Origin of the sequence: Peristeroidobacter soli, assembly GCF_004138485.1 — a bacterium.
Classification (GTDB): Bacteria; Pseudomonadota; Gammaproteobacteria; order Steroidobacterales; family Steroidobacteraceae; genus Steroidobacter; species Steroidobacter soli.
Genome location: NZ_RYEV01000006.1, coordinates 711428 through 733728 on the forward strand (window position 1 = coordinate 711428; position 22301 = coordinate 733728).

General features: G+C 62.5%; 21 protein-coding genes. 18 read left to right on the top strand and 3 right to left on the bottom strand.

The window, feature by feature from the left end:
- The first annotated feature begins 3 nt into the window (after positions 1-3).
- Together EKO19_RS29345 and EKO19_RS29350 are read left to right on the top strand one after the other, a co-directional pair.
- Entirely contained in the window at positions 4-1005 is a 1002-nt protein-coding gene (locus tag EKO19_RS29345) for an alpha/beta hydrolase family protein (RefSeq protein WP_129780928.1), read from the top strand.
- Positions 1005-2264 carry a serine hydrolase domain-containing protein gene (locus EKO19_RS29350; RefSeq protein WP_129780929.1) on the top strand — a complete coding sequence of 420 codons (1260 nt, stop codon included), beginning with the start codon at positions 1005-1007 and terminating at the stop codon, positions 2262-2264. Before EKO19_RS29345 ends, EKO19_RS29350 begins: the two co-directional genes overlap by 1 nt.
- A gap of 8 nt (positions 2265-2272) precedes the next feature.
- Here EKO19_RS29350 and EKO19_RS29355 read toward each other — a convergent pair whose 3' ends face one another.
- Both EKO19_RS29355 and EKO19_RS29360 read right to left on the bottom strand, forming a co-directional pair.
- Positions 2273-2458 (bottom strand): hypothetical protein, encoded by a 186-nt coding sequence (locus EKO19_RS29355; protein WP_129780930.1) that lies wholly within the window; start codon positions 2456-2458, stop codon positions 2273-2275.
- Positions 2459-2602: 144 nt separating this feature from the next.
- Positions 2603-3076 carry an Lrp/AsnC family transcriptional regulator gene (locus EKO19_RS29360; RefSeq protein ID WP_129780931.1) on the bottom strand — a complete coding sequence of 158 codons (474 nt, stop codon included), beginning with the start codon at positions 3074-3076 and terminating at the stop codon, positions 2603-2605.
- Between the two features lie 121 nt (positions 3077-3197).
- On the opposite strand from EKO19_RS29360, the gene EKO19_RS29365 reads away from it, so the two are divergent.
- From EKO19_RS29365 to EKO19_RS38755, 16 genes are all read left to right on the top strand, one after another.
- Positions 3198-4385, top strand: coding sequence for a diaminopropionate ammonia-lyase (locus EKO19_RS29365; protein ID WP_129780932.1), 1188 nt, complete (start codon positions 3198-3200; stop codon positions 4383-4385).
- Positions 4386-4510: 125 nt separating this feature from the next.
- Positions 4511-6850 (top strand): TonB-dependent receptor, encoded by a 2340-nt coding sequence (locus EKO19_RS29370; protein ID WP_129780933.1) that lies wholly within the window; start codon positions 4511-4513, stop codon positions 6848-6850.
- A complete protein-coding gene (locus tag EKO19_RS29375; RefSeq protein ID WP_129780934.1) occupies positions 6850-8190 on the top strand; it encodes an amidohydrolase family protein in 1341 nt (446 codons plus the stop codon). Before EKO19_RS29370 ends, EKO19_RS29375 begins: the two co-directional genes overlap by 1 nt.
- Positions 8187-9332 (top strand): amidohydrolase family protein, encoded by a 1146-nt coding sequence (locus tag EKO19_RS29380; RefSeq protein ID WP_129780935.1) that lies wholly within the window; start codon positions 8187-8189, stop codon positions 9330-9332. The genes EKO19_RS29375 and EKO19_RS29380 overlap by 4 nt, the downstream gene beginning before the upstream one ends.
- 84 nt (positions 9333-9416) lie before the next feature.
- Positions 9417-10907, top strand: a complete 1491-nt coding sequence (locus EKO19_RS29385) for an alpha/beta hydrolase (protein WP_217705688.1) — start codon at positions 9417-9419, stop codon at positions 10905-10907.
- Entirely contained in the window at positions 10904-12079 is a 1176-nt protein-coding gene (locus EKO19_RS29390; RefSeq protein ID WP_129780937.1) for a threonine aldolase family protein, read from the top strand. The genes EKO19_RS29385 and EKO19_RS29390 overlap by 4 nt, the downstream gene beginning before the upstream one ends.
- A gap of 37 nt (positions 12080-12116) precedes the next feature.
- Positions 12117-13208 carry a prolyl aminopeptidase gene (pip, locus tag EKO19_RS29395; RefSeq protein WP_129780938.1) on the top strand — a complete coding sequence of 364 codons (1092 nt, stop codon included), beginning with the start codon at positions 12117-12119 and terminating at the stop codon, positions 13206-13208.
- A complete protein-coding gene (locus EKO19_RS29400; RefSeq protein ID WP_129780939.1) occupies positions 13208-15439 on the top strand; it encodes an OPT family oligopeptide transporter in 2232 nt (743 codons plus the stop codon). Before pip ends, EKO19_RS29400 begins: the two co-directional genes overlap by 1 nt.
- A gap of 17 nt (positions 15440-15456) precedes the next feature.
- Positions 15457-17208, top strand: a complete 1752-nt coding sequence (locus tag EKO19_RS29405; protein ID WP_157995493.1) for a serine hydrolase domain-containing protein — start codon at positions 15457-15459, stop codon at positions 17206-17208.
- Entirely contained in the window at positions 17205-18182 is a 978-nt protein-coding gene (locus EKO19_RS29410) for a threonine/serine dehydratase (RefSeq protein ID WP_129780941.1), read from the top strand. Before EKO19_RS29405 ends, EKO19_RS29410 begins: the two co-directional genes overlap by 4 nt.
- Before the next feature lie 115 nt (positions 18183-18297).
- Positions 18298-19251, top strand: a complete 954-nt coding sequence (locus tag EKO19_RS29415) for an ornithine cyclodeaminase family protein (protein WP_129780942.1) — start codon at positions 18298-18300, stop codon at positions 19249-19251.
- A gap of 169 nt (positions 19252-19420) precedes the next feature.
- On the top strand, positions 19421-19690 hold the full coding sequence (locus tag EKO19_RS29420) for a hypothetical protein (protein WP_129780943.1): 270 nt from the start codon (positions 19421-19423) through the stop codon (positions 19688-19690).
- 238 nt (positions 19691-19928) lie between these two features.
- A complete protein-coding gene (locus EKO19_RS29425) occupies positions 19929-20255 on the top strand; it encodes a hypothetical protein (protein ID WP_246038986.1) in 327 nt (108 codons plus the stop codon).
- Between the two features lie 157 nt (positions 20256-20412).
- Positions 20413-20757 carry a hypothetical protein gene (locus tag EKO19_RS29430; protein WP_129780945.1) on the top strand — a complete coding sequence of 115 codons (345 nt, stop codon included), beginning with the start codon at positions 20413-20415 and terminating at the stop codon, positions 20755-20757.
- Positions 20754-21188, top strand: coding sequence for a hypothetical protein (locus EKO19_RS29435; RefSeq protein ID WP_129780946.1), 435 nt, complete (start codon positions 20754-20756; stop codon positions 21186-21188). Before EKO19_RS29430 ends, EKO19_RS29435 begins: the two co-directional genes overlap by 4 nt.
- Positions 21189-21206: 18 nt before the next feature.
- Entirely contained in the window at positions 21207-21656 is a 450-nt protein-coding gene (locus EKO19_RS38755; RefSeq protein WP_175597209.1) for a hypothetical protein, read from the top strand.
- Here the strand turns inward: EKO19_RS38755 and EKO19_RS40035 are convergent.
- Positions 21587-22054: an RNA polymerase sigma factor gene (locus EKO19_RS40035; RefSeq protein ID WP_129780947.1), complete on the bottom strand. Its 468-nt coding sequence runs from the start codon at positions 22052-22054 to the stop codon at positions 21587-21589. The genes EKO19_RS38755 and EKO19_RS40035 overlap by 70 nt on opposite strands.
- Positions 22055-22301: the final 247 nt, after the last annotated feature.

The following is a 22301-nucleotide window of genomic DNA, read 5'->3' on the forward strand; positions in this document are numbered from 1 at the left end:
CCGATGCTGAGAGTATCCAACTGGATGGCGAGCGCGATGCTTGCCCTGATGCCGCTGGCGGCCCTGGCCAAGAACCCTTATCCGGCGCCGCAGGTGTCCGAATACAAACATGACTTCGACGGGCTGAAGCGCAAGCTGGACACGTTGCTCATGTATCAAAGATTGGGCGATATCGCGACCATCAACGAGGTGAATATTACCTCCGTGCCACCGCGCAATGACAATCCAACCGCATTGGGCGCAGGCAATCCCATGGTGATGCTGGCGTATACATTCGTGCCAAAAAAAATCGGCTCGCGCAAAGCGCCTCTGCTGGTGTTTCCGCACGGCGGAGTGCATTCGAATTTCAGCGGCGTGCTGATCCCCATCGCGCGTGAACTGCTGGAGGAAGGCTATGTTCTGATCGCGCCGGAGTATCGGGGCAGCAGCGGCTATGGCAAGGGGTTGTACGATCAAATCGACTATGGTGGCGCCGAGATCGACGACACCCACGCGGCGCGCGACTGGGCGGTCGAGAACATGGACAACGTCGATGCAGCGCGTGTCGGCATCATCGGCTGGAGCCATGGCGGCTTCCATTCGTTGATGAACATCTTCCGCTGGCCGAAGGACTACAAGGTTGCGTACGCGGGCGTGCCCGTGAGCGATCTGATCCAGCGCATCGCATATCAGCCCAGCTACGCCGAGATCTTCAGTAATTTCATCGGCAAGTCGGTGTACGAAGATCCGGAGGAGTATCGGCGCCGTTCGCCGGTGTACCACGCCGACAAGTTGCAGACGCCATTGCTGATTCACACCAACACCAGCGATGGCGATGTGCACGTGATGGAAGTGGAGCAGCTGATCAAGGCACTGCAGGCGGCGAACAAAAAATTTGAATACAAGATCTACCAGGATGCGCCGGGCGGGCATGGGTTCAACATGATCGATACCAGGCTGGCTCGCGAGTCGCGGCGTGAGGTCTACGCGTTCCTCGCTCGCTATCTAAAGCCGGAGCGTCCCTGATGAGTACGCGTCGTCGTTTCCTTGCTGTGGCTGGCAGCGCGCTCGGTGCGCTTGCCATTTCGGATCGTACGCCTGGTGCGGGCGCCGCGGCGCGGGCTGAGCGAGTGCTCGACCCGGCGTTCGAGCGTTGGGTCCTCGAGCAGATGCGACTGGGTCGAGTCCCCGGTCTCACGCTCGCGATCATCGATGGTAGCCAGTTGGTGCATACCGCGGGCTATGGCTGGGCGGACCTGGAATCACGCAGGCCGATGACGTCGCAGACTTTACTGAACATCGCTTCGGTCACCAAGACGATCACCGGTACTGCGGTGATGCAGCTATGGGAGCGAGGCAAGTTCCAGTTGGACGACGATGTGAGTGCTCACGTCGGCCTGGAAGTGAGGAATCCGGCACATCCTCGCACGCCGATCACGATACAACAGCTGTTGACTCACACTTCGTCCATCGCAGACGGCCCGGCCTACAAGACGAGCTATGTTTGTGGCGACACGTCGACGCCGTTGAACCGTTGGCTGCAAGACTACTTGCAGCCGGACGGCTCCTTGTTCGAGCCAAAGAACTTTCACGACTGGAAGCCGGGAGCCTACTACGCCTACAGCAACGTCGCTTACGGCTTGCTCGGTCGCTTGATCGAGACGTGCTCGGGGCTGTCGTACGTCGAGTATTGTCGCCGTCATGTGTTCGAGCCCTTGGGAATGCGCCGGAGTCGTTTCGAGCTGGCGGGTATGGATCGTACTGAGCATGCCACTCCCTATAGCTATGCGACGACCGATCCGATGAGTTCGGTGCGTTTGATCGAGCCGTCCTGGCGGCCCCCCGAGCAGATCGGCGAAGGCGTCTCGGTGCCTCACTGTCTCTACAGCTTCGTCACGATGGCCGACGGCGGGGCACGCACCAACGCTGCTGAGTACTCTCGACTGCTGCTGGCCTATCTCAACGCGCTCAACGGCACTGGCGCGCCCGGCGTTTCTTCGCGGCTGCTACAACGGCAAACGGTGCAGCGGATGCTGACCGATCAACACGTACGGCCCGTGCCCGATGCGCCCGCTCGCGGGATTGCCATACAAGGTTTGACGTGGGCCATGAAGCCTCAATATGGCGCCGGCGAAATTTGGGGGCACTCCGGTGCGGATCCGGGCGTGGCCACGGTGGCGGCCATCCGTCCTCAGGATGGCCGAGGCTTGGTCGTGATCGGCCAGAGCAGCTGGCAGCACAATGTCGTGTTGGAAATCGCCAAGTATGTGTTTGCCTGGGTTTAGCGGTCGCGTCAACGGCCGCCGAGGTGAACACCCCCAAGCAGCGTTTCACGCTGCACAGCCTGAAGCATCTCGGTGTCACCGATACCAAAGGTAAGCGGGCGGATAAGCATCCCGGCCGAGGTGGATGCGTTCATCCAGCGGCTGGGTCTGCGCGTACTGAAGAGCCCGCCGAGAAGTCCAAAGGCGAATTCCATTTGTGAACGTGTCTCGGGGTACCCTTCGCCGCGAATGTTTGGACTGGCTCATTCCGCTCTCGGAAGCGTATCTGCGTCAGAACAGTTATCGGACCGACCGACTGAGAATTTGCGCACCACAATCGTGCGCTGCCAGGGTGTCCATTAGCCCGCCGGCTGCAGCGGCACGTCCAGGGTCGCCTTGACCCGGTCCATCACGACGCAGGTCCGGAAGCGCTTCACGTTGCTCTGGCCGAAGAACAATCGCTGGGTGAGCGCTTCGTATTCCGCCATGTCGCGGGTGGTGACGATCAGGATGAAGTCCGGCTCGCCGGTCACGTAGTAGCACTGCTGGACTTCGGGGGCTGCGGCGAATACGCGTTTGAGCTCCGAGAGTGCTTCGAGACGTTCGCTCTCGACCACGACTTCAACGACCAGCGTGATCAGGCGACCCACTTTCTCCGGTGCGACGACGGCAACGTCGCGGGCGATGACGCCGAGCGAATGCAGGCGTTGAATGCGGCGATGGACCGCGGCGGCCGAGAGCGAGACCCGCTCGGCGATGTCGCGCTGACTCGTCAGGTTGTCCCGCTGCAGGATGCCCAGGATCTTCAAGTCGAACTCGTCCAGTGGTTCCATGAAAGGAATTCTCGTCTCGCTACGTCGCGACGCAATTTTGATCAGCGGAGGCCGCGGAAATAGAGCACAAACGTCGAGGGCGGATCAATAAGATTTCCGCACGCCAGGAGCTTTCCACGACGTGTTCACGCTCAACCGACTGCCCACTCATCGACAACCGCTCGACGCGGCGGACGCTATGCACATGAGTCCGGCGGCGGCGCTCGAGGCACAAAGGTTGCTGGAGCTCTGTCCGAAGCACAGCGTAACACCGCTTTACACGTTGCCCCGTCTAGCCCAGCGTCTCGATGTCGCGCAGGTACGCGTCAAAGACGAGTCCGAACGGCTGGGCCTCGGCAGCTTCAAGGCGCTCGGCGGCGCCTATGCATTGCTACGCGTGTTCCTGCGAGATGCTTCCAAAAGACTGGGTCGCGAAGTTCTGGCGACTGAGCTCGCTGACCCGGCACTGCGGGCCATCGCGAAAGACGTGGTATTCGCCTGTGCGACAGACGGCAACCATGGTCGCTCCGTCGCGGCGGGTGCGCACTTCGTCGGCTGCCAGGCGGTCATTTTTCTTCATGAAGGTGTCTCTGCCGCTCGTGCCGCGGCCATCGAGCGATTTGGCGCGTCGATTCGCTACGTGCGAGGCAGCTACGACGACGCAGTGATCGCCGCTGCGCGCATGTCGGAGGAACACGGCTGGCACGTGATTTCGGACACCTCGTGGCCCGGATACGAATCGATTCCGAGGCTCGTGGCGCAGGGCTACACCACGATGCTGCGCGAAGTCGAACGCGAGATCGGCCAACCACCGACACACATCTTCGTACAGGCAGGAGTCGGCGGATTGGCCGCAGCCGTAGCCGCATACTTCGCACTTGCTTATGGAGAGAGCAGACCGAAGGTCGTCGTCGTCGAGCCGGAACGCGCTGCCTGCATCTATGCCAGTCACGAGGCCGGTCGCCTGGTTGCGATCCCTCGCGGCCAGCCCACAGTCATGGCGATGCTCGAATGCTACGAGCCTTCACTGGTGGCGTGGAACGTGCTGAGCCGCTTGGCCGATGCCTTCATGACGGTCACGGAAACAGACGCCGTGCGAGCGATGCGCCAGTTCGCCGAGCCGCTGGACGGCGATGTGAGCATCGTGGCGGGCGAAAGTGGTGCAGCCGGATTGGCGGGCCTGATGAGCGCGCGGCAATCCGAGTCGATGTCGGCCGCTTTGCAGTTGGACGCGCATTCGCGAGTGTTGTTGATCAACACCGAGGGTGCCACCGATCCGGAAGCTTACGCGCGACTGGTCGGTCGCACGCCGGAGCAGGTGCGCAATTGAGGGGCAGGCTCGAGGTTCGTGCCTGGACGATGTATCGAGTGTCGATGAATTGAAAAACCGGTTGCCTGCGCAACGGCACGAACTGGACCTTCGACCGACCGCGCTGAAGCCGAGGGGAGAGCCAAATGAAGAAGTTTCTGACTGGGGCGTCAAGCGCCATGCTGATTTTCGCCGCGGGCAATGAAGCACGCGCGCAAGCTGCGACCGATGTTGCGGCCAGCGATGACTCACGAGGCACGGTCGAAGAGATCGTCGTCACGGCGCAGAAGCGCTCGGAGTCGATTCTCACCGTGCCGCTGTCGATCACGGCGATTACCGCTGACACCCTCGAACGTAAAGGCGTGCGCAACGTCGAGGAGCTGTCGCTGACCGTGCCGGGCATGGCGGTGCAGGCGACGACGGAGAACTCGCCGAAGTTCTACTCCTTGCGCGGCATCGGTCCCGATGGCGCCACTGCGGCGACGGTCGCGGTGTATGTGGACGACACGCCGATAACCGTGGGCAACAACTCGCCGGACCTGAAGATATTCGATGTCTCCCGCATCGAGGTTCTGCGCGGCCCACAAGGTACGCTGTTCGGTTCCAGCGCGATGGGCGGCGCCATCCGCTACGTGACGCCGGATCCCGACTTCGAAGTATTCTCCGGCCGGGCACTCGCCGAGACGAGTACTACCGCACACGGCGACATCAACTACGAGACGCAGCTGTCCTTGAGCGGACCGCTCAGTGACAATCTCGCCTTCCGCGCTGCCGGGTTCTACTCCCACGACGGCGGCTATATCGACATCGTCGATGATGCGACCGGCGCGGTGCGCGAGAAGGATGCCAATTCCAGGGAGTCCTTCGGCGGTCGGTTGGCGTTGGCGACGCGCTTTGGCGAAGCAGTCACCGGCACGCTGTCGGTGATCTATCAGGATAGCCAGGACGATGCGCAGTCGTTCATGGGCGTGTTCCGCACCTTCGCCGACGTCAATACGCCGCTGGCTCGCTATCAAAGGACCGAGCGGGCCGACACCGGCTTGCACGATCGCATCGTGTTGCCGAATTTCAAGCTCACCGCCGATCTCGGCTTTGCCGAGCTGACCTCCTCGACGTCCTACCACGATCAAACCGTCGAGTACGACGTAGACGCCTCGTACGCGCTGGCATCGTCCTTCGGCCTGCCGGCGGCGACGCGCGATCAAGTCAGCTTGCTGGCACGGCGTACCAAGGAGTTCAGCGCATTCGTGCAAGAGGTGCGTCTGGCGTCCTCCGGCGAGGGCATGTTCGAGTGGCTGGTCGGCGGCTACTATCGCCGCTCCAAAGGCTCGACCGACCAGAACTTTCACAGCAACCTGCTGAGCGTTTCGAACATCGCACCGACGAGCCTGCTGGCCGGCGGCGATATCGAGACGTTGGACAGCTCGAGCAAGGGCGATGAGCTGGCCGGCTTCGGTGAGGTCTCGGCGCACCTGGCTGACAAGCTCACCTTGACCGCGGGTCTGCGCGTTTCGAGCGTCAAGGGCAAGTCGGCCCGCTCGGTGGAGGTCTTCGCGCCCATTCTCGGTGGCACGACCACGACCATCCTGCCGCCCGATTCGAGCGAGCATCCGGTGACGCCGCGCTTCTCGGCGGAGTACCAGATCGCCGATGACCACATGGTGTATGCCGCTGCCGCCAAGGGCTATCGCGAAGGCGGCGCGAACGGGCCGCTGTTCCTGGCCAATGCCGCGTGTCAGCCGGCGCTCGACGCGCTCGGCCTGTCGGGCGGCGTACCGGCGTACGACTCGGACACCTTGTGGAATTACGAGCTGGGCGCGAAAGGGCGCTGGTTCGAGCGGACCTTGACGTACGCGACCGCCGTCTATCAGATCGACTGGGACAACATTCAGCAGTCCATCAATCTCAGTCGGCCCTGCGGCGCGTCGCCGATCGCGAATCTGGGCGCGGCTCGCATCCAGGGCGTGGAAGGCGATCTGGAATTTCGTCCGCTCGGCGGCGGCCTGACCCTCGGCCTCAACTTCAACTACTTCTTCTCCGCCGAGCTGGCTCGTGATCGCATCACTGGCGTCACCAACACCACGCCGCCGGTGCCGGTGGTCGGTGCGCTGTCGGGCACTCAGCTGCCGAACACACCGGAGCTGACGGTGACGTTGTCCGCGCAATACGCCTGGCAGCTGCGAGATACCTGGTCCGCCTATGTGCGTGCCGAAGGAACCAGCATCGATCGAGCCTATCGATTTGTGCGCACCACGACGGCACCGAACGACCCGAGCCTGGAGCGAGAAGGCTACGAAGTGGTGTCGCTGCGCACCGGCCTGGACACCGGGGATTACGAGATCAGCATCTACGCCAATAACTTGCTCGACGCGGATCCGACCATCGTACGGCAAGCCAACTTCGCGGCCAGCAGAAGCGCCGGCGGATTTTCCGAAAGCACCATCCGTCCACGTACTATCGGGTTGAGTGTGTCGCGGAGCTTCTGATGCTGACAGGGTTGATTCTTTTCGGTGCGAGCCTCGTCTCGGCCCAGCCGTACGCGAGTACCTATGTCGTGCCGCAGTCTCAACCCGTCATCTATCGACACGCCAGCATCCTGACCGGCACCGGTCAGCTGCTGCGGGATCACGACCTTCTCATCCGGGAAGGTCGGATCTCGGCTATCGGGCCGCAACTGCCGGCGGTCGCGGGTGCGCGTGAAGTGGACGCACGCGGCCGGTGGCTGACGCCCGGTCTGATCGATGTGCACGTTCACGCCGGCGTGCAATTGCGGCCGGCGACGACGGCGGCGAATCATGAGATCGAGCTTAGCGATCCCGTCGTGCCACAGGTCGCCATCGAGCACGGGCTGTGGACACAGGATCCCGCGTTCGCAGCCAGCCGTGCCGGCGGCGTAACGTCGATGCAGGTCCTGACCGGATCGCCAGGGTTGTTCGGCGGTCGTTCGGTAGTGATCAAGCCCGTCCACTCCGCGACCGTGCAAGGAATGAAGTTTCCGGGCGCGCCCTACGGGTTGAAGATGGCGTGCGGAGAAACACCCAAGCGCATCTATGGCATGCGCGGCATGGCGCCGACGTCGCGAATGGGCGAGGTCGCGATGGATCGCCAGGCCTGGATCGCGGCAGCCAAGTACCGGGCCGCGTGGGATGAGTATCGCAAGGCGGGTTCCAAGGGCGAGGCACCGGATCGCGATCTTGGCCTGGAGACGTTGGCGGGCGTGCTGGCGGGCGAGATTCGCGTCCACATGCACTGTTACCGTAGCGATGACATGGCAACGATGCTCGATGTCGCACAGGAGTTCGGCTTCCGTATCGGCGCCTTTCACCATGCCACGGATGCTTACAAGATCGCGGGACTGCTGGCCGCGCGTGGCACTTGCGCAGCGGTTTGGGCTGACTGGAATGGCGCCACGGGTCACCGGGAGTCCTATGATTTCGTGCCCGAAAATGCCGCCATCAGCGATAGCAAGGGCGCGTGCGTGGTCATGCATTCGGACTCCGAGTTCGAAGGTCAGCGCCTGAATCAGTCGGCGGCAAGAGCGATGGCGGCGGGGCGACGCGCCGGCATCGACATTTCCCCCGAGCACGCCATCCAGTGGGTGACGTTGAATGCCGCCACGCTGCTGGGCATCGAAAAACAAACCGGTTCGCTGGAGGTCGGCAAGGCCGCCGACGTGGTGTTGTGGAGTCGCGATCCGTTCAGCGTCTATGCGCTCGCCGATGAAGTGTTGATCGACGGTGCGACAGTGGTCGACCGTGCTCATCCCGACTCGGTCCGCGGCAGCGATTTCTTGCTTGGGCAGCCCGCCGTGGAGTCCAAACAATGAAGGCGCGCGTCATGGTCTTCGTGCTCGCGGTGCTGCTCGGCGGGCCGGTCGTCGCGGATTCATTGTTGATTCAGAACGGCCGCATTCACACGCAAGGACCCGCCGGTGTAATCGAGCGCGGTTCCATACTGATCGAGAACGGGCGGATTCGAGCCGTTGGCGCCACTATCCCCGTGCCCGCTGGCGCGCAGGTCATCGACGCGACGAACCGCATCGTCACGCCTGGGTTCTTCGATCCACTGTCCGTGGTGGGATTGATCGAGTCCGTGGAGGATGAGGCCAACGATGCGTCCGGCGCGGCGTCGGCGGACGAGATTGCGGACGCGGTGAACTTCAACTCGCCGAGCGTGGCCATCGACCGTCGCCAGGGCGTAACGCGTGCCGTCGTGACGCCCCGACTCGGCAAGAGTTTGATTGGCGGAGTGTCAGCGCTGGTTCGGCTGACCGGTGCGCCGGACATGGTGTTCGAACGACACGCCAGCTTGAATCTGCTGCTTGGAGAAGCTGGCGCAACCGGAGCCGGTGGATCGCGCGCTGGAACGCTGGCTCGCTTGCAGGCCGCGAGCGCCGATGCATCGATCAAAGACGCGGTTGCCAGGAAGGTTCCCATCGTGGTCGCGGTGGATCGCGAAGCCGACATTCGTTTGCTGATTCCATTCGCGCGGGAGCATGGCTGGAACCTGATCGTTGCGGGCGGGGCGGAAGCCTGGCGCGCCGCCAGCGTCCTGGCGCAGGCGAAGGTTCCAGTGATTGTTCGACCCACCGAAAATTTGCCCAACCGCTGGGAACTCATGGGCGCGACGCTGGCCAACGCGGCGCGCCTGAATGCGGCGGGCGTGCGGATCGCGTTCGCGCAGGCGGAAGGCGACATCGCGCCGCCGTTGTCGCAACTTGCTGGAGTGGCGGTGGCTCATGGTTTGCCATGGGAGCAGGGGCTGGCCGCAGTCACCAGCAATCCGGCACGCATGTGGGGTGTCGCGGATCGCCTTGGATCGCTGCAAGTGGGGTATGTCGCGGACGTCGTCGTTTGGGACGGTGATCCCCTGGAGACCACGTCGGCACCAGTCACCGTGATCATCGAGGGCATCGTGACTTCGCTCACCAGTCGCCAGACCGAGCTGCGCGATCGCTATTTGAAATAATCGGGTATCACGTTGACCCACGCTCACATGACTCGAGCCTCGCAAGCGTCTTGCTTGCGCTCCAGAGCAGCGCGCCCGGCCTCGATGTTGCTGGGACTCGTCACGCTGCTGCTCGCAGCGTCGGTGTGGGCATCGGTCATCGGCAAGCCAGGGCAAGTGGTACGCGAGCGTGCAACCACAGTCTCGGCCACGGGCGAAGTCGTCGAGTACGAGATCGGCACCTTGTTCGTGCCCGAGAATCGCGCGTCGGCGCAAAGTCGCTTGATCGGGGTCGGTTACGCTCGGTTGTTTTCGACGCACAAGGCGAAGACGCCACCGCTGTTCGTGCTCCCCGGCGGGCCGGGCGACACCGTTCTTGGTGCATTGGCTGACGATGACGAGCGCTCGCTGCGGCGAAGGAAGATGTTTCTGGACTATCGGGAGGCCGGTGACGTCGTCATCCTCGATCAGCGTGGGTACTCGCCGAGGGGCGAGATGCTGACCTTGCCGGTACGTGCCGTCGCTCAGCCGCTCGATCGACCCGCAACTATCGAAGCCCGAGTCGAGGCTGAAGTGGCGCGCGCACGAGCGGCCGTAGCGGCTCATGCCGATAAGGATCTCGCCGGTTACACCATCCTCGAATGCGTCGAGGACTTGAACGATCTGCGTCGCGCCTTGGGCTATGACCAGGTCACGCTCGTCGGGCAGAGCTTCGGCTCGCAGTGGAGCTTCGCCGTGATGCGCACGCATCCACAGAGCGTGGCTCGCGCATTGTTGTCGGGGGTCGAGCCGCTCGCGGCGACGTATGACATGCCCTCGCATGTTTACGCAGCGCTGCAGCGGATGGCATGGGAGGCGAACCAGGAGCCGTTCCTCATTCCCTATCTGCCGCCTGGCGGTCTGATGGGCGCGGTCGCTGCGCTTCGGCAAAGATTCGCCAGAGCTCCGATCACTGTTGCCGTCGAAGTCGAGGGAACCAACGAAAGGCGCAACGTGGTGCTCGGCTCGGGCGATCTGCAGCGCGCGTTACTTACGCCTACGGAAGCCTGGCCGGCTCGAATACTTTCGCTGTATCACGGTCACTACGACGCCTGGGCGAAAGAGGTCATCGCCGAGCGCGGTGCCGACTCGAGCGTCGAGGCAATGATCGGGCCGCTGATCGATAGCAGCATCGGCGTGTCGGCCGCCAGGGAACAGCAACTGCGCACCGATCCGGCCGTCGCGCTGCTTGGGGAATGGGATTTCGCAGGTTATATCGCCGCCGCCTCGGTGTGGCCGAGCGCGGATGTCGGTGACGATTTCCGGGCGCCGAGCCAAAGCGATATTCCCGTGCTGTTCGTGCATGGCGATTGGGACACAAGTACGCCTATCGAAAACACACTCGGCATGCTGCCGTATTTTTCGAAGCGGCACGCGATCGTGGTTCATCGCGGCGGTCACGGCGCCTACGCCGCGTTGTTGCAGCAACTGCCCAAGGTCAAGACCCAGGTGCTGAGCTTTCTGCGCTCCGGACAGCTGGCGCAATTGCCCGTGAACGTCGAGCTGAGTACGCCGAAGTTTCAGCGTCCCGATTTTCCCGCGCCGGCCTTTAGATGACTGACGAACTGGAGCGACGTGTGCTGATGAATCGACGTTCGCTGTTGCGAGGCGCGGGAGCGTTGTCGCTGTTATCTCCGCTGGCTGCCGCGCCGGCGTGGTCCCGAGCGGGGCAAGCGGCCCAGACGGGGCCAACATCCAAAACTGTTTCTTTTCGAAACGATCTCGTTCCCAAATCCGGTGCGCAAGCCATGGCCGAGCTGACGCAGCTGGTGGCCGCGGCGACTCGGCCGGAGGATCAATATCTACAGGGCGGCGCGGTCGCGGAGCTCGAAGCTCGCGTCGCCACCCTGTTCGGCAAGGACGCCGCCGCGTTTTTTCCGACGGGCAGCATGGCGAACACCATTGCTTTGCGAGTTCACTGCCCGGCGCACGAGCGCGTTTTGGTCCAGCACGACAGTCATCTCTATCTGGATGAAGGCGATGCCGCGGCGATGCTGGGCGGCTTGAACCTCATGCCATTGGCGGCAGGCAGGGCAGTTGCTTCAGTCGACGATTTCTCGGCGGCCATCGAGACTTCGCTGCGTGGTCCGTACGCCGCCAAGGTCGGCGCGATCGCGCTCGAGAGTCCGGTCCGGCGCCACAGCGGCGCGACTATTCCGTTCGACACATTGAAGGGCATCAGCGATCTCGCGCGGAGTAACGGCATTCGCATGCACTGGGACGGCGCTCGCTCGCTGCTGTCGCTCGGCACGCCGGGCTTCGATCTGCCGGCGACCGCCGCCTTGTTCGATACCGTTTACCTGTCGCTTTATAAGTATCTCGATGCACCGTACGGTGCGATCCTCGCGGGATCGAAAGAGCTGATCGACAAAGCCCGCCAGCTGCGCCACGTCCATGGCGGCACGATCTACCAGGGATGGCAGTGCGCGTTGCCAGCGCTACACAGTCTGAGCACGTTTCCAGCGCAGATCGTGCTGGCGCGTGCTCGTTTCGAGACGCTTCTGGATCGACTGCAAGCTGCCGGTGGATTCTCCATCGAAAGAGTGCCGGGCGGCAGCAGCATCGTTTTCGTGAACATCGCCGCGGAACGGTTGCAGAGCATGGCTGAAAGGCTTGCCGCGGCGGACATCCTCGTGCGTGAGCCGGAACAGGGACGCATGGCGCTCACACTGAACTTGAGCGTCCTTCGGCGCAGTCCGGAACAGCTGGCGCGCGCCTTCACCGGCTGATGCCCCAGCCAACAATCAAAGAACGACGGGAACGAGTGTGGATTTCTCAAAACTACGAACCACCAGCAAAGTCACGGAGCAATGGAAATATCCGCTCGCGGTGGCGCATCGAACCGGGCGGCTGCAAGTGGACCGCGATCCGGATCACACGCTCTATTGGGAGGAGTATGGCAATCCGCGCGGCGAGCCGGTCATGGTCCTGCATGGCGGCCCCGGCGGCACCAGCGCACCGTACCTCGCGCGTTTCTTCGATCCCGCACGCTATCGCGTGGTGCTGTTCGATCAGCGCGGTTGTGGCAAGAGCGAGCCCAGCGTGGCCGTGGCCGGACCGCGCCTCGCACTCACCAGAAATACTACCGATGACCTGGTGAACGATATCGAAGTGTTGCGTGACGCGCTCGGAATCAAAGGAAAGATGCATCTCTTTGGCGGCAGCTGGGGCAGCACGCTGGCGCTGGTCTACGCCATACGCCATCCCGAGAACGTTCAGACTCTGATCGTGCGCGGGATCTTCCTTGGGTCTCGCGCGGACCTGCTTTATATGTATCAGGGCAACGCGGCGGTATTCACCCAAACGCCCTACGCGCTCACTGAGCCGGGCGCCTACATCCACTATCCCGACGAGTGGCGGGAATTCGTCGAAGTCATCCCGCCCGAGCAACGTGTCGACATGATTGCCGCGTACAAGGCGATCTTCGACATGACGCCCGCCAACGACGCGCAGAAGGAGCTGCAGTTGCGTGCCGCGCAAGCCTGGTCGATGTGGGAAGGCGCGATCTCCAACTTGATTCCGGACAACGCCGACCGCGGCAAGTTCGCGAACGCCGAGTTCGCGCTCGGCCTGGCGCAGATCGAAGCGCATTACTTCAGCAATGGATTGTTCCTGCCACCGGACTACATCCTGAACAACGCCGCGCGCATTGCCGCCGTGGCGGTTCACATCGTGCATGGCCGTTTCGACCAGGTGTGTCCGCTGACGCAGGCCTCGCAGTTGGTCGACGCTCTGCGAGCAGCGGGCGCGCAGCCCGAGTCTTTCGTGAAGACGGCTGCCGGTCACAGCGCCATGGAGAGTGAGACCGTGCTGGCACTGACGGCGATCATGGACGGCCTGCCATCGATGGGGTCGTGATGGCGGCGGTGCCTTCGGTCCGGCCCTTCATTCCGGCGAGTGCCGCCGTTGCCGAGCTCACACTGCCGCATCTGCTGGTCGGCGTTTGCCTGGGAATTCTGTTCGGTGCCTCGTCATTGTATCTGGTGTTGAAGGTGGGCCTGACCATCGGTGCCTCGATTCCGGTCGCGGTGGTCTCGATCACGTTGTTTCGGACATTGGCACGATTGGGCATCGGCAAGGCGAGCATTCTTCAGAACAATATCGTGCAGACCACGGGCTCGGCCGGCGAGTCGATCGCCTTTGGGCTCGGCGTTACCATGCCGGCCATTCTCATCCTGGGCTTCGATCTCGAGATCGGCCGCGTGATCCTGGTCGGAATACTGGGCGGTCTGCTCGGTGCATTGCTGATGATTCCGCTGCGCCGAGCGCTGATCGTCGAACAGCACGGCATCCTGAAATATCCGGAAGGCACGGCTTGCGCGGAGGTCCTCAAAGCTGGGGCGAGCCGCGAGGAGCATGCACTCGGCTCGGATGGAGGAACGTCGCTGACTGATGCGCAGATCGGGCGCGCCGCTCGCACCATCGTCACTGGCTTCGGCATCGGGCTCATCTACAAGCTGGCGGAGGGCGTGTTCAAACTTTGGAAAAGCACGTCGCAAGTCACCTTCGGTGCGCCGCTCGCCAAAGGCTCGATAGCCGCCGAGCTGTCGCCCGAACTGCTGGGCGTTGGATACATCATCGGGCCGCGCATTGCCGCGGTCATGGCGGGCGGCGGCTTGCTCGCCTCCATGGTGTTGATTCCCGCGATCCAATTCTTCGGTTCCGCCGCGACACTGGCGATCGCGCCAGGCGAAATCCCCATCGCGGCGATGTCACCTCGCGATATCCGCAGCGCCTACATTCTGTACATCGGCGTGGGGGCGGTCACTGCGGGCGGACTCATCAGTCTGGCTCGCGCGATGCCCACCATTTGGCGTAGCGTGGCCGCGGGCTTCGGCGACTTCAATGCTCGGCGAGCATCAACGCAGGCGCCGCGCACCGAGCGTGACCTGTCGATGCATTGGGTGATGTTCGGCGTCGTGGTGTTGATCGCGATCATTCCGGGCGCATCGACGCTGAATCTGAACATCTTCGGCGCGCTGCTGGTGGTGTTGTTCGGCTTCATGTTCGTCACGGTCGCATCGCGGCTCACCGGCGAGCTCGGCTCCTCCTCATGCCCGATCTCCGGCATGACCGTGGCGACCTTGATGCTCACGTGCTTGATCTTCTTGATGTTGGGCTGGACCGGTTCGAGCTACTACGTGACCGCGCTGTCGGTCGGCAGCATCGTCTGTATCGCCGCTTCCAACGGCGGCACGATTTCCCAGGATCTGAAGACCGGATTTCTGATCGGCGCGACGCCGCGTTCACAACAGATCGCGATCCTGGTGGGCACGCTCGCTTCGGCGCTGGCCTTGGGCCCGGTCCTGCTGGCGCTCAATCAAGCCGCGACTGTCTATGTACCGGTCGATGCGGCGCCCGCCGTACTCAAACCAGCCGCGGTAGCGAGCCTGCCCACAGAGACATTGCAGGGGCCACAACGCGATCAGGACGAGGGCGTCTATCACGTGTGGCACAAGCCTGATCCTGACGGTGGAGCCGCGGCTCGCTACCTGGTTCGCGACGATGGCACGTTGGCTTATCTCGTCGATCCGGGCATCAACGGTAGCGTGCTGGCGCGCCCGGACGGCAGCAGCGTCACCAAGTTCGAAGCGCCCAAGGCGACATTGATGAGCTACATCATCAAAGGAATTCTCACCCAACAGCTGCCGTGGGGCCTGGTTTTGCTGGGCGCGATGATCGCCATCGTACTGGAGATGTGTGCGATTCCATGTTTGCCATTCGCTGTCGGCGTGTATCTGCCGATTTCATCGTCCGCGCCGATCTTCATCGGCGGCGTCTTGCGTTGGCTGGTTGATCGTCGTGCGCGTGACGCGAGCTCGACGGAACTTTCGGAGGCTGAGCTCGCAGCGGCGGCCGATCGCAGCCCCGGCGTGCTGATGGCGTCAGGCTACATCGCGGGCGGAGCGATTGCTGGCATCGGGATCGCGTTCTCGGCCGGCGTACTCGGCGACTTCGATCGGGCAGTGACCAAGCTGATGAGCACGTCGAATCCGTTCTTTTCCGGCGCGGGCGCGGACTGGCTGTCGTTGCTGCCCTTTGTTCTGTTGATGGTCGTGCTGTTTCGGGCGGCGGGGCGTACTCAATGATGCAAGGTCGAATGTCAATGCCAATGATCATGACGCGCGGCGCGCGGCTGTTTGTGATGGCGATCGCGGGCATTCTATTGAGCGGTCCTGCACTGTGCTTTGCCGGTGAAAGCACCATCGAGCCCGTGGTCGATCAGCTGATGTCGGATCGCGGTCTCGGACCGGTGAGCGGTCCCGGCTGCGCGATCAGTGTCACGAAGCACGATGCCGTGACTTTTTCAAAAGGCTACGGCGCGGCGGATATCGAGCATCGCGCACCGTTCACGCCGCAAACGGTGTCAGAGGCGGGCTCGGTCGCCAAGCAATTCACTGCCGCTGCCGTGCTGATGCTGGCCGAACGCGGCAAGCTGACGCTCGACGACGACATTCGAACGTATCTTCCGGAGATGCCGAGCTACGGCGCGAAGATTACAATTGCCGATCTGCTCCATCACACCAGCGGCATTCGCGAATGGAGCTCGCTGGCCGCGCTGCGCGGCTCGCCACGCTTCTACCGCAAGATCTATGGCATGGAGGATCTGCTGAAGATCCTCGCCAGGCAGACCACGCTGAACTTCGAGCCCGGCACTGCGTTCGAGTATTCCAACAGCAACTACGGCCTGCTCACGGTCATCATCGAGCGGGTGAGCGGCATGTCGGCCGCCGAGTTCGGCAGGCAGCAGTTGTTCGTGCCACTGGGCATGCACGACTCACAGTGGCGCGACGACCTGCGCCGTATCGTTCCCGATCGCGCCATCGCTTACCGCCGCAAGGACGCGGGCTATGAGCTGGCAATGCCGTTCGAAAACGTTTATGGCCACGGCGCATTGCTGACCACCGTCGGGGACTTGCAGCGCTGGAACCATGCGTTGCTCAAAGGTGGGCTGTCGGCTTTTGTCACGAGCAAGATGCTGACGCCGGGCCGGCTACGTAGCGGTGCGGTGCGCAGCTATGGCGCCGGCATTTTTCTCGAAACCTATCGCGGTCATCGCGTCTATCGGCACAGCGGGCGCACGGCTGGTTATACGGCTCAGCTGTGGGGCTTCCCCGATGACGACGTTTCCATTGCGCTCCTTTGCAACGTTCAAGCGGGAAACGTCGGCGCCTTGGCCGCCGGCATCGCCGATGCGTCCCTGAATCTTCCGAGACCTGCTGCGCGCCCGACGGAAGATAAGCGCACTCCACCGGCAGGCCGCGCCACTTACTACCGTTCGGAGCGCGGCATACTGCTCGCCGTCAGCGGTGCCGCGTCGGAGCGTTACGTGGATATTTTCATCGGGAAGGGGCCGATGAAGCTGATTGCTTCGGAAACGCCGGGGAAGCTGACCACCGCCGAGTATCACGATGCCCTGTCGTTCAGCGACGAGGATGCGGACCACATCGTGGTGCAGCTCGAAACGAGTGAGCCCATCAGGTTTACCAAGGAGGCGAACGCACCGCGACCCTCCGGCGTCCTCGACGGTCGCTACTTCAGTTCCGAGCTCGACCGCAGTTACGAGGTCGGGCGAAGAGGCGACACCACTGTGATGACACTTGCCGCCGCCGACGCCGATGACTCCGTCAGCTTCCGCTTGGAGTGGCTGAACGGTGCCAGTTATCTCGCCAAGGCAGAAACCACCAGTGGCTCGCTCGGCGACTACATCGTGACATTCCACGCTCCGGCCCGCGGCATCCCGGCTACAGTGAGCATGTCTTCGGTCGCCGGCCTGGGTGGCATCGCGAACCTGGTTCTTACCAAGCGTGACGATGGGGCAGTGGCGGCCAAGTGTACTCCTGGAGATTCACAATGACTGCACTGTCTCTCGCCGACATCGAAGCAACCCAGCGGTTGATTTCGCAGCATGTCACTCGCACGCCCGTTTTCGATTGGCGCGGACGAGAGATCGAGGCTCGCGTGGCTCCAGATACTCGAGTCAATCTCAAGCTCGAGCTGTTCCAGCATTCGGGCTCGTTCAAGGCTCGCGGCGCGCTGTCGGTCATGCTCCGATTGCCACCTGACGCCTTGGCGCGCGGTGTCACTGCTGTAAGTGCGGGCAATCACGCCATCGCCACCGCATTCGCCGCGCGCCAGTTAGGCATCTCGGCCAAGGTTGTGATGATTGCGACTGCCAACCCGGCCCGGGTAGCCAGTGCACGTGCTTACGGCGCCGAAGTTCTGCTGGCACCCGACGGCAAGACGGCCTTCGAGTGGGTCGAGCGAATCGCAGCCGACGAAGGCCGCACATTCGTGCATCCATTCGACGGACCGTTCACGGCGCTGGGCACGGCGACGTTGGGGCTGGAATGGTTGCAGCAAGCGGGACAGCTCGATGCAGTCATCGTACCGATCGGCGGTGGAGGACTGTGCGGCGGCGTAGCGTCCGCTGTCAAACTACTGCAGCCGACCTGCAAGGTTTATGGCGTGGAGCCGCGAGGTGCGGCGACCATGCATCGGAGCTTTGCTGAAAATGCACCCGTGACGCATGCGACCAATTCGACGATCGCCGACAGCCTCGCGCCGCCATTTGCGCTGCCTTACAGCTATCAGCTGTGTCGCGCAAATGTGGATGAAATCGTTCTCGTGGACGACGACGAGTTGCGAGAAACCATGGCGTTGCTGTTCCGGGCCATGAAGCTTGCGGTCGAGCCCGCTGGCGCGGCAGCGTCGGCTGCCCTGATTGGTCCGTTGCGTGAACGGCTCGCCGGCAGCCGCGTCGGGGTCTTGGTCTGCGGAGCAAACATCGACATGGCGAGCTTCGCCGCACATATCGGCGCACGCGCGTAGCCTGCGCGCTCGCTCGTTTTCTGTCGGTTCCTGCAACGAGCGCCGGATTCGTCCGGCAAGCTCGCTGGCTGCGCGCCGGCATAAGTTTGTTTTCTTATCCAGTGGGTTGATAGTCATGCGGTACATTCCCGAAGAAATCTCGGCGCGCCTCGCCACGCCTGAACTCGCGGCACAGGCCGCCATGCAGGCGCTGACAGCCGTGGCTCAGTCTGGAAGCACGACATTTCCCGTCGTCGTGGCACACGGCAGCGATGCGAAGAATCGCTTTTCCATCAAGTCCGGCAGTACCGAGCAGCTTGCGGGGTTGAAGGTCGGGTCCTATTGGTACGCCAATTCCGCTCGCGGCGTGCTGTGCCACAGTTCCTGCATTCTGCTGTTCGATCAAACGATCGGCCACATCGATACCGTCATCGAGGCTACCAAGGCGAACGCATATCGCACGGCAGCCGCGAACGCGCTCGCGGTGACCCATCTTGCACGACGTGAAGCGTCGCGCCTTGCCGTCTTCGGCGCCGGCAATCAGGCGTTCTACGAATGCACCGCGCTCATGAGCGTGCGGCCGATCCAGGAGATTTTGATCGTCAACCGCACGGCCGCGCGGGCGGATGAGCTTGCGAGCAAGTTGCGTGCGAAGGGCGTCTCAGTCGCAGTCGTGGCGGCAGCGGAGGCTTGCGCGAAGGCGGATATCATCGTCACGGTGACGGGTTCGCGTCAGCCGCTGTTCGATGCGACGGCAGTCAGGCCGGGCACACATATTTCATGCATGGGGGCGGATGCGGTCGGCAAGCAGGAGTTGCCGCCGGAGTTGCTGGCCCACGCGCAGCTCTATTGCGACTCGGTCGAGCAATCTCTGAGCATCGGTGAGTTTCAGCACATCGCAGCGGCGGTGCGCGCGGGCGTGAACCGGCCCACCAACCTTGGCGAAGTTCTTTCCGGTCGCTCCCCGGGCCGTATCGACGATCAGGCGATTACCGTCTTCGACAGCTCAGGCCTGGCGTTACAGGATCTGTATATGGGCGCACTACTGCTGCAGGAAGCGCAGCGCCAGGGACTTGTTGAAAGTCCGTGAGCCCGGTCACATCGTCACGTCGGCTTCGCGACGGCTGTGGTCCGCAAAAAATTCGATCTCGGCCTCTGGAGTGGCCAGTTGCCGTAACTATGGCATCATCGCGGCGTGCTGAGCGCGTTCTCCATCATCGTTCGTCTGGCCTGGGGTCCGCTCCAAGTGGTGCGGGCTCTTGCTTCGGCCGCGCGAATCTTTGGAAGCGGAGATTCTGTTTCTACGTCGCCAGCTGGCGCTGTATCGCGAACGCGGCGTGAAGCCGAGGCAGGTGGATGCCGCCACCCGAGTCACATTGACGTTTCTGTCGCGCTGGTTCGACTGGCGATCTGCATTGGTGATTGTCCGGCCTGAAACGTTGATTTGGCTGGCATCGAGCGGGCTTCAGGCTGTGGTGGCGGTGGAAGTCTCGGTCAGGGCGGCTAACGATTCCGAAGGAGCTACGTGAGCTGATCCGAATAGCGCGACAGAATCCGGCATGGGGTCAAGAACGCATCGCGAACGAATTGCTGTTGAAGCTCGGCCTTCAGGTGTCACCACGCACGGTGGCCAAGTACATGCCGCGACCTGCGCCAGGACGGCCACTCGGAGACCAAGGATGGTCGACCTTCCTGCGAAATCACGCACGAGCCATCATTGCTCGTGATTTCTGTGTCGCGGTGACGAGCACATTCCGAGTCTTGTACGTGCTCGTCGTCATCGAGCATCACAGCCGTCGACTAAACCATTTCAACGTGACGGCGCATCCGACCGCGCAATGGACGCGGCAGCAACTACGCGAGGCGGTCGGATACGAGGAGCAATACGCGTACCTGTTGCACGATCGGGACAGCATCTTCTCGACCGAGGTGGATGAGTCCATCGAGCGGCTGGGTCTGCGGGTCTTGAAGAGTCCGCCGAGAAGTCCTAAGGCGAACGCTCTGTGTGAACTCGTGCTCGGGACCCTTCGCAGAGAATGTTTGGACTGGCTCATTCCGCTCTCGGAAGCGCATCTGCATCAGAGCCTGAGATGATGGCCGTTTGTGTCGAGGCTGTATTCCTCTCAAAGCCTCAGCCCGACCCGTAACTGCTGGGGCCAGCCAATCACGCGGTCACCATCGCAAGTGCTGCGGCTGAGGGTCTTGGCAAGTCGACGCGGGGCGAGGCGTGCATCCGAATGACCTCGATGCCATGGACAGCAGCCTCTTGGGGCCCGAAGTCATTGCGACCAATGCCGAGGCGGTAGCGCCCTTTGTCACGGGACTCACGGCTGCCAACTATGCACTCAATCTGTATCAGGTGGTGAACGGTGCGAGGACCGATGGCTGGGCGGGGTTTAGCTACGCCATGATCGATGCGTGCGTAACCACGGTGCTGGCCCGAGGCGGCTGGTACGGCGCCGGCGGCGCTGTGGCTTACAATGCCATCGGCGGCTCGAAGACGATTGGGAAGTCCTCGACCTGGCCGGGCAGCTGGAGGCCCTGCAGGCGCTCGCCCTGCAGTGTGCGATGGAATCAGAGTGAGGGGTGGATTTGAATCACACGTTTATTGAGCGGATGTTTTTGCGCGACTGCGCGTTTTTGATGCGCATCGGACATCGCGAGGGCGATGGCTTATGGCATTTCGGGGCGCTCGCCACGAGCATCACGCTCTCGAGCCTCGCGTTCTTCGCGTTTGCGGTGAATTGCGTGGTATTCAAAGAGGCGATACCTCGCGAGATCAATCTGCTGGCGGCGTCGCGCGAAGTCCTGCTCGTTGAAATTTTTGTGCTTGTCTTTGGCATCCGTGCCTGGGTCAACTACCGGCTCAGGTGCTTCAAGGGCAACATGCGATCGGTTCGGCAGTACCAGCGCGGTATGGATCTGTTTTGGTGGCTGATGGCGACGGTCGTGGCGGTCGCGGCGGCGGTCGGCTCGGGGGTTGTGTTGTTCATTGCGCATCAGTCCGGGGCTGGCCAGCTTCTGTAACCATGGCATGATCACGGCGTGCTGAGTGCGTTCTCCATCATCGTTCGTCTTGCCTGGGACCTGATCCAGTGGTGCGGGCTCCTATTTCGGCCGCGTGAGTCGCTGGAAGCGGAGATCCTGTTTCTACGCCGCCAGCTAGCGCTGTATCGGGAGCGGGGCGTGAAGCCGAGGTGGGTCGATGCGGCGACCCGAGTGATGCTGGCGCTTCTATCGCGGTGCTTCGACTGGCGATCGGCGTTGGTGGTCGTCCGGCCAGCAACACTGATTCGCGGGCATCGAGCGGGCTTTCGGCCGTGGTGGCGATGGAAGTCGCACGCACGAGCGATCATCGCGTGTGATTTCTGTGTCGCGGTCTTGTACGTGCTCGTCGTCATCGAACATCATAGCCGTCGACTGATTCATTTTAACGTCACAGCGTATCCGACCGCGCAATGGACGCGGCAGCAGCTGCGAGAGGCGTTGGGATAACGTTCCCGACCCTCCCGAGAATTCGACCGTGCCGTTGTCGAAGTCGCGGCATCGGCTCGATGATTTTTGTTTGGTTCAGGCCAACCCAATACTCGCTGGATTGCACCACGAGTACTCGTTGGCGCGCGCGTGAACAAGATCGACTCGGCCAAGAGCGGTCCGGCTGAGATAGTTGCGGACCACAGGTCAGCCATCAGGTGATGGGCCGTGGTAAACAAGAATGAGCGTGGCGACGCGGGGCGTGATGTCATTGCCGCGGCGTACACGCGCGCGTACGTTTCCTGGCGCAGATCCTGAACTTCGTGCTTGCGCGGCCAAACGCGCGTGAGATAACGCAGCAGAGCGGCCTCGTGCTGCAGTATTTCGCGTTTGAACCAGGCGTCCAGGGGCTCTTGCATCGCCCCGAGATTACAGCCGAGACGGGCGGATTACAGCTGGAGAATGTTAGCAGCGAGACCTAGGGATCCTTGCGCTTCATACGTCGCGAGGTCGACGGCTCATTCGGTCAGGTAGCCTCCTGTCACCGACCGGCATAAAGGAGCCGGCCATGATCGGCGTAATGGAGCCAATCTCAGGTGAGGAAAACGGACATCCCAGAGGGGTTAAGAATGTGTGGCTTTGCTGGTGTTGGCAAGGGCTGAGTGT

Coding starts and splice junctions, on each gene's coding strand:
- EKO19_RS29345 (WP_129780928.1), top strand. CDS start 4: ATGCTGAGAGTATCCAACTGGATGGCGAGCGCGATGCTTGCCCTGATG.
- EKO19_RS29350 (WP_129780929.1), top strand. CDS start 1,005: ATGAGTACGCGTCGTCGTTTCCTTGCTGTGGCTGGCAGCGCGCTCGGT.
- EKO19_RS29355 (WP_129780930.1), bottom strand. CDS start 2,458: ATGGAATTCGCCTTTGGACTTCTCGGCGGGCTCTTCAGTACGCGCAGA.
- EKO19_RS29360 (WP_129780931.1), bottom strand. CDS start 3,076: ATGGAACCACTGGACGAGTTCGACTTGAAGATCCTGGGCATCCTGCAG.
- EKO19_RS29370 (WP_129780933.1), top strand. CDS start 4,511: ATGAAGAAGTTTCTGACTGGGGCGTCAAGCGCCATGCTGATTTTCGCC.
- EKO19_RS29375 (WP_129780934.1), top strand. CDS start 6,850: ATGCTGACAGGGTTGATTCTTTTCGGTGCGAGCCTCGTCTCGGCCCAG.
- EKO19_RS29380 (WP_129780935.1), top strand. CDS start 8,187: ATGAAGGCGCGCGTCATGGTCTTCGTGCTCGCGGTGCTGCTCGGCGGG.
- EKO19_RS29385 (WP_217705688.1), top strand. CDS start 9,417: ATGTTGCTGGGACTCGTCACGCTGCTGCTCGCAGCGTCGGTGTGGGCA.
- EKO19_RS29390 (WP_129780937.1), top strand. CDS start 10,904: ATGACTGACGAACTGGAGCGACGTGTGCTGATGAATCGACGTTCGCTG.
- EKO19_RS29400 (WP_129780939.1), top strand. CDS start 13,208: ATGGCGGCGGTGCCTTCGGTCCGGCCCTTCATTCCGGCGAGTGCCGCC.
- EKO19_RS29405 (WP_157995493.1), top strand. CDS start 15,457: ATGCCAATGATCATGACGCGCGGCGCGCGGCTGTTTGTGATGGCGATC.
- EKO19_RS29410 (WP_129780941.1), top strand. CDS start 17,205: ATGACTGCACTGTCTCTCGCCGACATCGAAGCAACCCAGCGGTTGATT.
- EKO19_RS29415 (WP_129780942.1), top strand. CDS start 18,298: ATGCGGTACATTCCCGAAGAAATCTCGGCGCGCCTCGCCACGCCTGAA.
- EKO19_RS29430 (WP_129780945.1), top strand. CDS start 20,413: ATGGACAGCAGCCTCTTGGGGCCCGAAGTCATTGCGACCAATGCCGAG.
- EKO19_RS40035 (WP_129780947.1), bottom strand. CDS start 22,054: ATGCAAGAGCCCCTGGACGCCTGGTTCAAACGCGAAATACTGCAGCAC.